The sequence below is a fragment of the Pseudomonas sp. Irchel 3E13 genome (genome assembly GCF_900187455.1).
Classification (GTDB): Bacteria; Pseudomonadota; Gammaproteobacteria; order Pseudomonadales; family Pseudomonadaceae; genus Aquipseudomonas.
In genome coordinates this window covers 130480-143705 of record NZ_FYDX01000001.1, presented here as the reverse complement: position 1 = coordinate 143705, position 13226 = coordinate 130480, and the positions used below count along the sequence as shown (strand labels likewise).

The window sequence follows — 13226 nt, the reverse complement described above, 5'->3', positions numbered from 1 at the left end:
AACGACACATGAGCATTGAACAGTGGCGCACGGCGTGGGAGCAGTTGACTGCCGCAGGCGCGCCGTTTGAAGTGGTGACCCCGGCGGACGGCGCGCCGCGTTACTTCCGTCACGCGGCGCGGACCCTGCAGGAGGTGATCGACGCCGGGCGGGTGCATGGCGAGCGCGAGTTCCTGGTCTGGCAAGACCAGCGCCTGAGCTTCGCCGGTTTCTTCGATCAGGTCGATCGCCTGGCCGGGCAGTTGATTGCCCGCTTCGGCCTGCAACCCGGCGAGCGCGTGGCGATCGCCATGCGCAACCAGCCGGCCTGGCTGGTGGCCTTTGCCGCGATCCAGCGTTGCGGCGCGGTGTGCGTGCCGCTCAACAGTTGGGGCCTGCGCGATGAATTGCTGCATGGCCTGGAAGACAGCGGCGCCGGCTTGTTGCTGTGCGACGAGCCACGCCTGGCGCTGCTGCGCGATGACCTCACGGCGCGGCAGCGGACCACCCTCGTGGTCGGCCTGGCATCTGCGGCGGGGCTGCCCGATTACTGCTTCCGCTACGAAGACCTGCTGGCCGCCGAGGCATTGGTGGTGCCGGCGGTGCCGGTCGAGCCGCACGCGCCGGCGATGATCCTCTACACCTCCGGCACCACCAGCCGGGCCAAAGGCGCGCTGTCCAGCCACCGCGCGGTGTGTCAGGCGCTGGCGGCGCTGGATTTCCAGAGCGCCTTTTGCGCCCTCAGCTCACCGCAACGAATCGCCCGGGTGATCGACAGCGGCTTTGCGCCGACCTCGCTGATGGCGGTGCCGCTGTTCCATGTCAGCGGCCTGCATGCGCAGTTTCTCTCGGCGCTGCGCGGCGGCCGGCGCCTGGTGTTGATGTACAAGTGGGACGTCGAGCGGGCCATCGACCTGATCCGTGACGAGCGTTGCACCCAGTTCAACGGCGCGCCGGTGATGATGCAGCAACTGCTGGCCTCGCCGCGCTTCGGCGGTGCCGACACCGCCAGCCTGTTCGGCCTCGGCCTGGGCGGCGGCGCGTCGTCCGCCGGGCTGCTCGGCGACATGGCCCGGCGCAAGCCCGATGTCATCGGCGGCAGCGGCTACGGCCTGACCGAAAGCAACGGCATCGGCGCCGCGATCGGCGGCGATCCGTTCCTCTACAAACCGGCGAGTTGCGGCTGGCCGCTGCCGATCGTCGACGTGCGCATCGGCGACCACCCGGCACACCCCGTGCCCGACGGCCAGCCCGGACTGATCTGGCTGCGCTCGCCGACCCTGATGAGCGGCTATTGGAACCAGCCCGTGGCCAGTGCCGAGACCCTCTGCGACGGCTGGCTGAACACCGGCGATATTGGCTACCTCGACGACGAAGGCTTTCTCTGCATCAGCGGACGGGTCAAGGAATTGATCAATCGCGGCGGCGAGAAAATCTCGGCGGCGGAAATCGAAGCGTGCATCAGCGAGATGCCGGGCGTCGAGGACGCGGCGGTGTTTGCCGTGCCGGACCCGTTGCTGGGGGAGGCGGTGGCACTGGTCATCCAGGGCGCGCGCCTGCCTTCGGTCCAGGACGCCCAGTTGTTCATCGCCGCGCGGCTGGCCGGGTACAAGGTGCCAGCGCATGTGTACCGGGTAACGGAGGCACTGCCGAGGAATGCGACCGGGAAGGTGCTCAAGGCGGAGTTGAAGCAGCGGATTTCTGGTTGATAAACCGCAATTTCTTAGTCTTTCCGGACGATGTTTCCTACCCCGGAAAACCAACAATGAAGCACATCCGAAAGGCTTATCAGCGAAGGAGGCAATACATGAAAACAACAAGAACAGGTGTCATGCTCGCGGTCGCTCTCACTGCCAACTGCTTGGCTATTGCTGGCGCATGCGCCGCTGTATCGCCCGACGAGGCTGCCCGCCTGGGCAAGGACCTGAACTGTGTTGGCGGCGAAGTGGCCGGCAACGCCGAAGGCACCATCCCGCCCTACACCGGCAAGTACCTGGGCGAAGTGCCGGGCTGGAACCACGTGAAATTCTCCGGCGACCAGCCGGTCGATCCCTACGCCGATGAAAAGCCGATCCTGGTGATCACCGCGGCCAACATGAGCCAGTACGAGTCGCACCTGACCGAGGGGCAGAAGGCGCTGCTGAAGAAATACCCGACCACCTACAAGATGAACATCTACCCCGGCCACCGCGATTTCCGCTACCCGGACTACGTGTGCAAGCGCGCCATGTCCAACGCCCTCAACGCCAAGCTGGTGAACGACGGCCTGGGCATCGAGGGCCTTGGTCAGGTGCCGTTCCCGATTCCGAAGAACGGCATGGAAGTGCTGTGGAACCACCAGCTTCCGGCCCGGGCCTACACCGAGGAAAAAATCTCCGACCTCGCCTCGGTCCTGCCCAACGGCAGCATCGGCTGGGGCCGGGCCCACGCCCGCAACCTGTCGCAGGCCAACTCGCCGACCGTGGAGCCGAAGACCGAGGACGGCGTCCAGGCCATGAGCTACAACACCACCCTCAAACCGGCCCGCGACAACGGCGTGATCAGCATCGCCCACGAGCCCTACAACTTCGTCACCTCGTCGCGCCAGGCCTGGTCTTACAGCCCGTCGACCCGGCGCGTGCGGCAGATGCCCGGCTACGGCTACGACCAGCCGATGATCGGCACCAACGGCACCATGACCGTGGACGAAGACCGCCTGTTCAACGGCGCGCCCGAACGCTACACCTGGAAATTGTTGGGCAAGCGCGAAATCTACAGCCCGGCCAACGCCTTCAAGGCCAACTCGGCGAGCTACAAATACAGCGACATCCTCACCCCCAACCACCCCAACCCGGATGTCATGCGCTATGAACTGCGCCGGGTCTGGGTGGTGGAAGCGGACCTGAAGGAGGGCTTCCGTCACGTCTATGGCAAGCGCGTGCTGTTTATCGACGAAGACACCTGGAACGCCGTGATGGCCGACAACTTCGATGCCCGCGGGCAACTGTGGAAGCACGCCATGATCAACTACTACTACCACCCCGACATGAGCGGCTGGCAGGCCGGCTCGCAGTTCTTCATGGACCTGAACTCCGGGCAGTACACCGGCTACGGGATGACCAACGAAGCGAAGAAGGGCCCGATTCTCAACGAAGGCAAGTACAGCCCGGATATGTACACCGCTGATGCGGCGCGGGCGATTGGGCGGTGATTTGATCTGCTGTTGAGTGTTGTTTTTGAGCCCTGCCGGGAATTGGCGGGGCTTTTTTTTGGGTTTTACTGAGGGGCGACTAGGCGCTAGTCGACAGCTTTATCAGCGCTCGATCTAACCGGCACTGGAAAACTTCCGACATGCACTAACCCCACCCAACCCCCAAAGAAATTGCTTGTTAAAAAATTCACCTGTACCGTCGCGCACCTGCGCAGGCAGGATTCGCGCGCATCACAGTAGAGAAGCCTTGGGTAGCGGGAAACCCGCACCCTTGACACGCGCGACATCGCTCTTTCGAGAGTCGATCAATATCGAGACCCTCGCCGACGGCACCGACGTGTACTGCATGTTCGGCGCGCTGAGCGCCGCGTCTGCGCTGACGGTGGTCGAGCAGGAAATCCCCCCTGGCCGACAACGTGATTCACGCGGTTGAAGCCTTCGAAGACCATTTTGACGTTTGAGTACAAGGGTTCGTCCATGAGCATGTGGAAAAAACTGGTGACCGCCCTGCGTGGCGGCGCCTCGGAAGTTGGTGAAGCGATCATCGACGCCAACGCCATTCGTATCCTCGAACAGGAACAGCGCGACGCCGACGCGGCGCTGGTCAAGGCGCGCAACGGCCTGATCGAGATCAAGGCCAAGCACAAGCTGGCTCTGCAACGTATCGCCGGCCTCGAAGGCGATGTCGCCAGTTGGGAAGGCAAGGCCATTGCCGCGCTGAACGCGGATCAGGAAGGCCTGGCCACCGAATGCGCCGGCCGCGTCGCCGAAGTCGAGGCGCAACTGGTTCAGGAACGCGAGATGGCCAGCCAGTTCGGCCGTCAGGTCGACCTGCTGCAAGCGCAGATCATCGAAGCCGAAAGCCGCCTCAAGGGCATCCGCCAGCAAACCGAAATGGCCAAGGCCCGCGAGACCGTGCAGCAAGCCCGTATCGCAACCGCCAGCGCCACCGGCGGTGCCAACGGCAAGGTGGAAACCGCGGTCAACTCGCTGGCGCGGATCAAGCAGCGCCAGGACGAGCAGGACGCCAAGCTGGACGCCGCCCGCGAACTGGCCGAAGTGTCCAGTGGCGATGATCTGGAGCGTCGTCTCCAGGACGCCGGCATCGGCGCCAAGACTGGCGGTGCAAGTGATGTGCTGGCGCGCTTGAAAGCCAGGCAGCAAGGTAGCGCCACCGTCGAGTGACAGTGCACGCGAGGGCATGCGGAGTGATCCGCCTGCCCTTTTTTCATGGCCTGGATTCTAAGGTGACCCATGGCATTCGGTAATCGGCTGCGCGTCGTGCTCGGCCTGGGCGCGTTGCTGGTGGTTGTGCAAGTGCTCAACTGGCTGAGCGGCTACGCCCTGGTGCAGTTCGGCATTGTTCCGAGAACCCTGCACGGACTGGTGGGCGTGGCGTTTGCGCCGTTCCTGCATGGCTCCCTTGCGCACCTGTTGAGCAATCTCCTGCCATTCATGGTGCTGAGCTGGCTGGTGTTGAGCGAAGGGCTGTCGCGCTTTATCCGGGTGGCGTTGTTGATCGCCGTGATCGGTGGCGTGCTGGTCTGGGCGCTGGGACGTACCAGCGTGCATGTCGGCGCCAGCGGGGTGATCTTCGGTTTGTGGAGCTATCTGCTGGCCCGCGCCTGGTATCAGCGCAGCCTGGCGAGCGTGTTGGTCGCGCTGGGGGTGCTGGTGGTGTATGGCGGGCTGGTGTTCGGCTTGCTGCCGGCGCGCGGGGTGTCGCTTGAGTCGCACCTCGCCGGGGCATTCGCCGGCATCTTCGCCAGTTGGCTGATGCATTCGAAAAGACTGCTGGCACACGGCACGAACTGACGTAATAAAGGACCATTGAATGAGTTGGATAAAACGCCTGCTGGGGATGCAGGCTCCGCTGCCCGCGAAAGCGGACGGCCGCCCGGCGATGGGGCCCCAGGCTCCGCTGGGCCTGGCATCCGGGCGTATGCTTTGCCTGGATTCGAAACTCGCGCTGTTGCTGGCGGACGCTTCCAGCGTCGTTGTCCCGGAGGACGAGAAGGTCTGGGCCACCGGCACTGTCGATCTCGGCCAGGGCACGCGCCTCGAGCGCTTCTACCTGGATAACGAAGACTACTTCCTGCAGGTGGTGATGCGCGGCAATGGCGCCGATGACATCGAAGACATCATCCTGTTCGGCTATCACCAGGTCACCACCATCGCCAGCCGTGACGAACTGCTGCGCCTGACCGGCCCGGATTCGAAGGTCGGCCTGCCGTTCTTCGAACTGGACGGCGTCGAGTACCAGCGCCAGTGGGGCTCGGAAGACGGCCAGACCGAGCTGGTGCCGATGCTTGAGCGGGTCAGCAACCCCGAGGCCAGCTATCAGGTCCGTCATCACTGCATGCTCTACGCCCGTGACCTCGAACTGACCAACCGCCGCGAATTCCTGCTGTTTTCCGTCGAGGAAGACGAGGAGGGCAACATCGCCCTGTCGTCCGCCATCGGCGTCACCCTGCAACTCACCGATATCACCGTCATCTGACAAGGAAGCACCATGCTTGAAGCACTCCGTATGTCGCTCAACGCGACCGCCGTATTCGGATTCGTTCTTTATATCGTCGTCGCCGTGGCGCTGTTCGCGCTGTTCCAGTTCCTCTACACCCGGATCACCCCGCACAAGGAGTTCGAGCTGATCCGCGAGAACAACCCGGCGGCGGCGATTGCCCTGGGTGGCTCGCTGATCGGTTTCGCCCTGCCGGCCAGCAATATCATTTCCTACAGCGTCAGCGTGGTGGACTTCGTGGTCTGGGTGCTGATCGCTGCGGTCGTGCAACTGCTGGCCTTCGTCGGCACCGGCCTGGTGCTCAAGGGCCTGGCGGCGCGGATTGCCCGTGGTGAACTGGCCGCGGCGATCTACGCAGCGTCCGTCGCCATCAGCGTCGGCTTCCTCAACTCGGCCTGCATGACCCCAGCAGCCTGAACCCCAAGGAGAAGCCCATGAGAGCCCGTAGTTCCGCAAAACTGCTGCTGGCCAGCGCGCTGCCCCTGGCGATCAGTGGCTGCAGCGACCCCGAGCAGACCGTCACCTACTCGCTGAAAAGCAACTTCAAGAACGTCCAGGCCTGTGTCGACGCCAGCTTCCCGGCGGACGTCTGCTCCGACGCCTATATCCAGGCGATGGTCGATCACCGCCAGGTCGCGCCGACCTACGACGATCAAGCTGCCTGTGATGCCGACTTCATCGAGGGCTATTGCCAGCCTACTTCCGACGGCAAATACATGCCGCAACTGGCCGGTTTCGAGCTGGCCATGAGCGGTGATATGCCCAAGGATCAGATGGAGCAGGTGCAACAGCAGGCCCAGCAACAGGCCGCGCAGTCGGGCGGCAGCGGTATCGGCAACGGTGTCGCCGCGGCGGCCACCGGTGCGCTGGCCGGTATGTTGATCGGCCAGGCGATGAGCAACCGCAGCGCGCCACGCTACCAGTCGCAGCCGGTCTACCAGAGCCGCGATAGCCGCGGCGCCTATCAGACCTCGACCTTGTCGAAGCAGATCGAGCAGGGCAAAACCTTCAGCCGCTCGACCCAGGCCCGCCGCGACGACAACGGTTCTGGCGGTGGCTACAGCGGCTCGACCCTGGGCCGCAGCCTCGGCACCTCGAACAGCCGTTCCGCCAGTTCTTCCAGCTACAACTCCAACGTCGGCTCGACCATCTCCCGCGGCGGTTTCGGCCAGCAGGCCACGGCCCGCAGCGGCTGGAGCGGCAAACGCTCGTCCGGCTACAGCTTTGGTGGTTGAGGGAGCCCGACGGTGAAAAAGATCAGCATCGAAGAGCGCCCGGACTGGCGTCGGACCGTCGAGGCCGAAGGCTTCGACTTTCACACCATCGACGGCGAACGCTACTGGGATGAACGCGGCTACTACCTGTTCAGCGAAGCGCAGATCAGCCGCGACATCGAGGCGCCGACCAAGGCCGTGCACGAACTGTGCATGGACGCGGTGGAGCGGGTGGTGCACAGCGAGGAACTGCTGACCCGCCTCGCGATCCCGCCGGCGTTCTTCGATCTGGTCCGCGACTCTTGGCGCGAAGGGCATCCGCACCTTTACGGCCGTTTCGATTTCAGCTACGACGGCAGCGGCCCGGCCAAGTGCATCGAAGCCAACTACGACACGCCGACCAGCCTGCTGGAAGCGGGTTCGGTGCAGTTGCTCTGGCTGGAAAGCCAGATCGCCGCGGGTGTGTTGCCGGCGTCGGCGACGCAGTTCAACACCATTGCCGAAGACCTGGTGCAGGCGTTCTCCGCGTTCCCCACGCAAGGGCCGTTTCACTTCTCGGCGATGTCCGGCTCGGTGGAAGACCGCGGCACCACTGATTTCCTGCGCAAGATGGCGGCGCATGCCGGCATCGATGCGCGGCATATCGATATCGAGGACATCGGCCTGCGCGACGGTCGCTTTGTCGACCTCGACGGCCAGTGGATTCAGCGCTTGTTCAAGCTGCATGCCTGGGAGCACATCTTCCACGAGGCATTCGGCAAGGCGGTGCCGGGCTGCGATACCCAGTTCGTCGAGCCGGCGTGGAAGTCCATCATCAGCAACAAGGGCATCCTCGCCTTGCTCTGGGAGCTCCATGAGGGACACCCGAATCTGCTGCCAGCCTTCGTTGATCGCGAACCGCAACGGCCGGTGCCTGCCGGCTGGGTGCGCAAGCCGTATTTTTCCCGCGAAGGCGCCAATATCGAATTGCGCACCCGCGAGGGTGAGTTCGTTGCCGAGGACGGGCCGTATACCGATGCGCCGTTCATCCTCCAGGAATTCGCGCCGCTGCCACGGTTTGGTGACAGCTATACGCTGCTGGGGTCGTGGGTGATCGGGGATGTGGCGTCGGGAATCGGGATTCGTGAGGACGACAGTTTGATCACCAAGGATACGAGCCGGTTTTTGCCGCATGTGGTGATGAATTAGTCGGATGTCCTCATCGCGGGTTGTTCACGGCATGGTGTTTTCCTGCAGCCCACTGCGCTAGCATCGACGCTTTCGTAATCGGAAGGGGACGCCGTTGGACTCATTGACCCAGGCCGTTTTGGGCGCAGCGCTTCAGGGCACTGTGCTCGGCAAGGTGCAGGGCCGCCGCTCCCTGCTGTATGGCGCGATGCTCGCGACGCTGCCGGATCTGGACGTGGCCATCCGCTACGCCGACCCGGTGTCGAAGATGACGTTCCATCGCGGTTTTTCTCATTCACTCTTCGTGCTCACCGGGCTGGCGCTGTTGCTGACCTGGCTCACTATGCTGGTGGTACGCAGGCGACGCCCCGACGCGGGCTACAGCGGGCCGCGGGTGTTTCTCGCGTACTGGCTGGTGCTGGTCACCCACCCGTTGCTGGATGCCTTCACCGTCTACGGCACGCAACTGTTGTGGCCGTTCCAGCCGACGCCGCAAAGCTGGGCCGCGGTGTTCATCATCGATCCGGTCTACACCCTGCCATTGCTGGCGGGCGTGATCTACGCCGTGGCAAAGGGCATGACCGGCCGTGTCAGGGCGGTGCTCACCGGCCTGTTGCTGTTCAGCACCGCTTACCTGGGCTTCGGCCTGCTGTCGAAGAACATCGCCGAACAACGTTTCCACTCCGCCTTGCGGGCCCAGCAGATCGAAGTCACGCAACTGCGCGCGGTGCCGATGCCATTCAATACGCTGCTGTGGCGGGTCATCGCGAAAACCCCGGACGGGCATTACTACGAAGGGGTGAGCGGGCTGTTCGACAGCGAACCGCCGGAGTGGCAGCGCCAGCCGCTGAACCTCGATGCGGCGAAGGTGTTGCAGGATTCGCCGTTGCATGAGCGGCTGCGCTGGTTCACGGGGGACTGGCTGCGTTACGACGTGGTCGGCGATGCGCTGGTGGTCAGTGATTTGCGCATGGGGATTCCCGGTAACTACACGTTCCGCTTCCGCATGGCCGGGTGTGACGGGCAAGGCAACTGGCAGGTGCAGACGCCGGGTTCGTGGCCGGGGGCGGGGGTCGATTCGATCCGTAATCCCGAGGCGCTGAAGTTGATCCTGCACAGGATCGTCGAGCAGCAACCGCCGTTGCCGTTGGCACAGTGGACGCGCGAGTACCTGGACGGGCCGGCGCCGGCTGCGGGGTGTGCGGGGTAGCGGCGCTGTTCGCGAGCAAGCTCGCTCCTACAGATTTGGGGCGCCGACCAGTACCGTTTGCAAGTCCCGCTCCGGTATTTCCCAGACCAGCAGCTTCGGCGGGGTCTGGGCAAACGCCGGGCTGGCGAAGTACGCTTTGGCCGCACCCGAAAACTCACCCCCGTCCTTGGCGAAGTTGCCGATCGGCGCCGACAACGCCTGCTGCAGGAATCCGGCGAAGTTGGAGTTGCGCGAGAACGAGGTGCCGATCAGTGCCAGGTTCGGCAGGTTGTCGTCACCGAACAGGTCGTCGAGGCTGTCCCCGGCGTTGTCGGCGTCCGGGGTCTCTTCGTTGATGGCGGATGCCGCCACCTGTTCTTGCTGCGGCTGCAGGTGCGCCGGCAGCCAGTCCAGCCCGGCCAGGCGCACCAGGTCGCCGGGGCGCGGCGCGGCCGGTTGCGGGCTGACGGCGAAGGTGCGCTTGGGCGTCGCTTCGATGCCCATGGCGGCAATTTTCTGGCTGACCGCGATGGCCGCGGCGCGGGCGCCGGCTTCGCTCCAGTGCGTGTCGAGGCGCAGGAAGGCCTCGGCACCCAGTGGTTGCAGGGCAGGGGTGAGGTCGAGGACGGCGACGCCGGCGTTTTGCAGCGCGGCGGCCCAGTCGCGAATTCGCGGCGCCAGGCTGGCCGGTCGCGGCAGGCCGCACAACTGGCTGGCGGCGATCCGGCTCTTGTCCGGCACCACGCTGACCAGCAATTCGATCCCGCGCTGTTTCAACTGATCACGCAGGGCGATTACCGCCTCGGCCTTGGCCCGGGCGTTGTCATCGCGGTGGCGGTTGATTTTGAGTTCGTCGCTGATGAACAGCCACTGCGGGCAGCCTTCACGCACCCGCGGGCCGGTGTCGCCGAGCGTCAGCCAACTGCCGCCGCGCTCCAGTTGCGCGGCCTTTTCCGGCAGCGGTGCCTTGGCCAGTTCCTTGGCGATGCGGTGGGTGATTTCGCCTTCCAGCACCGCGTCGTTGGACAGCGGTTTGCCGGGCAGCAGTTCGAGCTTGCCGCTGACCACCAGCCAGCCACAGGACAGCAGGCCGGCGGCGAGAAATGCGGCCAGGGTGACGCCCGCCAGCGGGCTGGTGCGCAGGGCGATTTCGCTCGGCGGGGTCGGTGCCGTACTCGGCGGAGGCGTCTTGGTCGTCATCAGAACTGGAAGTACAGGAAGGGCACGGCATCACGGCTGGCGATCAACGAGAACGACAGCAGGAAACCGGCCACGGGCCAGAGGGCAGCCACCACCGCGTACAGCGCGCTGTGACCGAAACGTTGTTCGAGACGCGCCTGGTACAGCGGCGCGACCACGCAGAACACGCCGAGCGCCGCCGCCAGGGCGTGCACCGGGCGCACCGTGGCGGCCAGCGCTTCACCCAGGGCGAAGGCGTGCAGGCCGAACTGGCCGGCGTACATGGACAATGCCGTGTCGAAGTCCGGCGCGCGGAACAGGGTCCAGGCCAGACAGACGAACAGCAGGGTCAGGGTGTGCGACAGCGCTTTCGGGATCGCCGGCAGGCTGGAGCGGTTCCAGGCCCGGTCGACGCACAGCGCCACGCCGTGGGCCGCGCCCCAGAGCAGGTAGTTCCAGCTATCGCCACCGTGCCAGAGGCCGGCGATGGCCATGGTCAGGAACAGGTTGCGGTAGGTGTTCCAGGTGCCGTAGCGGTTACCGCCGAGGGCGATGTAGAGGTAGTCGCGCAGCCAACTCGACAGCGACAGGTGCCAGCGCCGCCAGAAGTCCTGGATGCTGCTGGCGAGGTACGGCCGGTTGAAGTTTTCCGGGAAATGGAAACCGAGCATCAGGCCCAGGCCGATGGCCATGGCGCTGTAGCCGGCGAAGTCGAAGAACAGTTGCAGCGAGTAGGCCAGGCAGCCCAGCCAGGCATCGAGGAACGACGGGTTTTCCAGGTGGAAGGCCACGTCCACCAGCGGCGACAAGGTGTCGGCCACCAGCACTTTCATGCACATGCCGATCATGAACCGGCGCGCGCCGAGGGAAAAATTCTGCCAGTTGAAGTAGCGCTGGTTCAGCTCACGGCGCACCCAGTCATAGCGAATGATCGGGCCCGCGATGGAGTGGCCGAACATCGAGATGTAGGTGGCGAAGTTCACCAGGCTGCGTTCCACCGGCACGGTGTGGCGGTGCACATCGACCAGATAGGAAATGGCCTGCAGCACGATGAACGACAGCCCCGCCGGCAATGCCACGCGCTGCCACTCCATCGGCAGCGCGCCGTAGTGGGTGATCAGCTCGTTGTAGGTCGCGGCGAGGATGTTGGCGTACTTGTACCAGCACAACACCAGGGTGTTGAACACGATCAGCGCCGCCAGCAGGCGCAGGCGCCCCAGTGAGTCCTCGCGGCTTCGGTCCACCGCCAGGCCGCCGGCCCAGGCGATCACCGTCAGCACCACATGCAGCAGCAGGAACAGCGGGCTCAGCCAGCCATAGAAGAACCAGCTTCCCAGCAGCAGCACGAGGTTGCGCCCGCGCGCCGGGCTGAGCGCATAGACCAGCATGAACAGCGGCAGGAACAGGGTGAGGAACTCAAGTGAGGCGAAAACCATGGCGCAGCGGACGTCCTGTCAGTTGGACAACGTGTCGGTGGTGTTCAGCAGGCGCGGGCCTTCGGCGCCCGGCAGCAGCATCACGCTATAGCGCTCGCCGGCTTTCAGTTCGCCCAGGTCCAGTGGATTGCCGACGCTGGCGTTGGCGCAGACCAGTTGCACCGACAGCTTCACCGGGTTGATCGAGCGGCGCTGCACGCTGCCATCGGCGGCGTCCTTGAACAGGTCGGCGTTGCGACCGGCCGGGCGCAGGCCGGGGGCCTGGCACGCGGGGTCAAGGCTGATGAAGGCCAGCGAGGCTTTCAACGCGTTGAAGTCGTCCGGTTGCTCGCGCACCACGCGCTGGCTGATCTTGCCGCCGTCGTTGAAGGCGAACACCGTGGCGAATTCGCCCGGCGCGACCTGCAGGTCCAGCGCGGTACTGACCGCGCCGTTGCTGAGGGTGCCCTTGATCGCCTTGTTGGCCGGCACCGGCAGGTAGGCCGAGACTTTCTGGCTGTCGTCCAGGTTGAGGCTGGCCTTGGAGCCGCTGGCTTCCATTTTCAGCACGCCCGGGGCGACGTTGACGAAGCGCAGGAACGCCGAATCTTCGCTCGGCCCGGTCGGGTACAGCGCGACGTCGGCGCTGGCGACGCCGGCCGCGAGGGCCAGCGGCAGGGCGGCGAGCAGTGCGGTCAGGCGGCTCATTTCTTCACGTCCTTGACCACCGGGCTGGCCAGCAGTGCGTCGGTGATGGCCTTGCTCCAGCTGATGTAGCCCATGCTGGTCAAGTGCTGGCCGTCGATGGTGGCCCACTGGCCTTGCTTGGAGAACTTCAGCGAGTCGATGTAATCGCACGGGGCGACGTTGCTGGCGAGGAACTTCGAGGTCAGTTCGACGCGGGCGTAGGTCTTGCCGTACTTGCCGCCTTCGCTGCCCCAGTTCGGCCCGACCCAGACGCACTTGGTGCCGGCGTTCTTGATTTCCTTGGTCAGGCTGGTGGTCTGTTGCCAGATCCAGGTCTTGGGGAAGGCCGGCTTGGTGTAGTCGGCCATGGTGTCGCCCATGACCACCACGATCAGGTCCGGCTTGTCGGCGGCGATCAGTTGGCTGATCGGCTGGGTAGTGGCCTTGTTGCCAAGGACCACGGCCTTGTCTTTGTTGCGCCGCTCGGCGCCGCCGCATTCGCCCGGCGTGACTTTGGTCCAGTCGCCGGCCTTGGAGCCGCAGACACCCAGCGAGTGCACTTGTGCGCCCTGTTGCACGAGGTTGTCGTGCAGGCTTTTGATCAGATAGTCCGGCGTTGCCAGGTGGCTGTCGCCGATCATCAGGATCGTCAGACCAGCGAGAAGAGAAGCAGCCATTTCATTAA

General features: G+C 64.8%; 13 protein-coding genes and 1 pseudogene. 10 read left to right on the top strand and 4 right to left on the bottom strand.

The annotated features are described in order from the left end of the window. The first annotated feature begins 8 nt into the window (after positions 1 to 8). The 10 genes and pseudogenes from CKW37_RS00590 (at position 9) to CKW37_RS00545 (ending at position 9281) form a co-directional block, all read left to right on the top strand. The gene (locus CKW37_RS00590) at positions 9 to 1688 is read left to right on the top strand and encodes a class I adenylate-forming enzyme family protein (protein ID WP_095153492.1); all 1680 of its coding nucleotides are present in this window, start codon (positions 9 to 11) and stop codon (positions 1686 to 1688) included. A gap of 98 nt (positions 1689 to 1786) precedes the next feature. After that, positions 1787 to 3169, top strand: coding sequence for a DUF1329 domain-containing protein (locus CKW37_RS00585; RefSeq protein ID WP_177454384.1), 1383 nt, complete (start codon positions 1787 to 1789; stop codon positions 3167 to 3169). 277 nt (positions 3170 to 3446) lie between these two features. Next, positions 3447 to 3630: pseudogene (locus CKW37_RS00580) on the top strand (DUF2170 family protein); the annotation flags it as partial. 16 nt (positions 3631 to 3646) lie between these two features. Beyond that, the gene (locus CKW37_RS00575) at positions 3647 to 4354 is read left to right on the top strand and encodes a PspA/IM30 family protein (protein WP_095153490.1); all 708 of its coding nucleotides are present in this window, start codon (positions 3647 to 3649) and stop codon (positions 4352 to 4354) included. A 69-nt stretch (positions 4355 to 4423) separates the two neighbouring features. Then, positions 4424 to 4984 carry a rhomboid family intramembrane serine protease gene (locus CKW37_RS00570; RefSeq protein WP_095153489.1) on the top strand — a complete coding sequence of 187 codons (561 nt, stop codon included), beginning with the start codon at positions 4424 to 4426 and terminating at the stop codon, positions 4982 to 4984. A gap of 19 nt (positions 4985 to 5003) precedes the next feature. After that, positions 5004 to 5669: a DUF2491 family protein gene (locus CKW37_RS00565; protein ID WP_095153488.1), complete on the top strand. Its 666-nt coding sequence runs from the start codon at positions 5004 to 5006 to the stop codon at positions 5667 to 5669. 12 nt (positions 5670 to 5681) lie between these two features. Beyond that, entirely contained in the window at positions 5682 to 6107 is a 426-nt protein-coding gene (locus CKW37_RS00560) for a DUF350 domain-containing protein (protein WP_095153487.1), read from the top strand. A 17-nt stretch (positions 6108 to 6124) separates the two neighbouring features. Continuing rightward, positions 6125 to 6925, top strand: coding sequence for a DUF1190 domain-containing protein (locus CKW37_RS00555; RefSeq protein WP_095153486.1), 801 nt, complete (start codon positions 6125 to 6127; stop codon positions 6923 to 6925). Positions 6926 to 6937: 12 nt separating this feature from the next. Beyond that, positions 6938 to 8092 carry a glutathionylspermidine synthase family protein gene (locus CKW37_RS00550; RefSeq protein WP_095153485.1) on the top strand — a complete coding sequence of 385 codons (1155 nt, stop codon included), beginning with the start codon at positions 6938 to 6940 and terminating at the stop codon, positions 8090 to 8092. A gap of 94 nt (positions 8093 to 8186) precedes the next feature. Continuing rightward, positions 8187 to 9281: a metal-dependent hydrolase gene (locus CKW37_RS00545; protein WP_095153484.1), complete on the top strand. Its 1095-nt coding sequence runs from the start codon at positions 8187 to 8189 to the stop codon at positions 9279 to 9281. 27 nt (positions 9282 to 9308) lie between these two features. On the opposite strand, the gene CKW37_RS00540 is transcribed toward CKW37_RS00545, so the two are convergent. From CKW37_RS00540 to CKW37_RS00525, 4 genes are read right to left on the bottom strand one after another with little or no spacing between them, the layout of a single operon-like run. Next, positions 9309 to 10460 (bottom strand): cell division protein FtsQ, encoded by a 1152-nt coding sequence (locus CKW37_RS00540; protein ID WP_095153483.1) that lies wholly within the window; start codon positions 10458 to 10460, stop codon positions 9309 to 9311. Beyond that, on the bottom strand, positions 10460 to 11875 hold the full coding sequence (locus CKW37_RS00535; protein WP_095153482.1) for an MBOAT family protein: 1416 nt from the start codon (positions 11873 to 11875) through the stop codon (positions 10460 to 10462). The genes CKW37_RS00540 and CKW37_RS00535 overlap by 1 nt, the downstream gene beginning before the upstream one ends. A gap of 18 nt (positions 11876 to 11893) precedes the next feature. Continuing rightward, positions 11894 to 12562 (bottom strand): alginate O-acetyltransferase AlgF, encoded by a 669-nt coding sequence (locus CKW37_RS00530; RefSeq protein WP_095153481.1) that lies wholly within the window; start codon positions 12560 to 12562, stop codon positions 11894 to 11896. Continuing rightward, positions 12559 to 13218, bottom strand: a complete 660-nt coding sequence (locus CKW37_RS00525; RefSeq protein WP_095153480.1) for an SGNH/GDSL hydrolase family protein — start codon at positions 13216 to 13218, stop codon at positions 12559 to 12561. The genes CKW37_RS00530 and CKW37_RS00525 overlap by 4 nt, the downstream gene beginning before the upstream one ends. Positions 13219 to 13226: the final 8 nt, after the last annotated feature.

Coding starts and splice junctions, on each gene's coding strand:
- CKW37_RS00590 (WP_095153492.1), top strand. CDS start 9: ATGAGCATTGAACAGTGGCGCACGGCGTGGGAGCAGTTGACTGCCGCA.
- CKW37_RS00585 (WP_177454384.1), top strand. CDS start 1,787: ATGAAAACAACAAGAACAGGTGTCATGCTCGCGGTCGCTCTCACTGCC.
- CKW37_RS00575 (WP_095153490.1), top strand. CDS start 3,647: ATGAGCATGTGGAAAAAACTGGTGACCGCCCTGCGTGGCGGCGCCTCG.
- CKW37_RS00570 (WP_095153489.1), top strand. CDS start 4,424: ATGGCATTCGGTAATCGGCTGCGCGTCGTGCTCGGCCTGGGCGCGTTG.
- CKW37_RS00565 (WP_095153488.1), top strand. CDS start 5,004: ATGAGTTGGATAAAACGCCTGCTGGGGATGCAGGCTCCGCTGCCCGCG.
- CKW37_RS00560 (WP_095153487.1), top strand. CDS start 5,682: ATGCTTGAAGCACTCCGTATGTCGCTCAACGCGACCGCCGTATTCGGA.
- CKW37_RS00555 (WP_095153486.1), top strand. CDS start 6,125: ATGAGAGCCCGTAGTTCCGCAAAACTGCTGCTGGCCAGCGCGCTGCCC.
- CKW37_RS00540 (WP_095153483.1), bottom strand. CDS start 10,460: ATGACGACCAAGACGCCTCCGCCGAGTACGGCACCGACCCCGCCGAGC.
- CKW37_RS00535 (WP_095153482.1), bottom strand. CDS start 11,875: ATGGTTTTCGCCTCACTTGAGTTCCTCACCCTGTTCCTGCCGCTGTTC.
- CKW37_RS00530 (WP_095153481.1), bottom strand. CDS start 12,562: ATGAGCCGCCTGACCGCACTGCTCGCCGCCCTGCCGCTGGCCCTCGCG.
- CKW37_RS00525 (WP_095153480.1), bottom strand. CDS start 13,218: ATGGCTGCTTCTCTTCTCGCTGGTCTGACGATCCTGATGATCGGCGAC.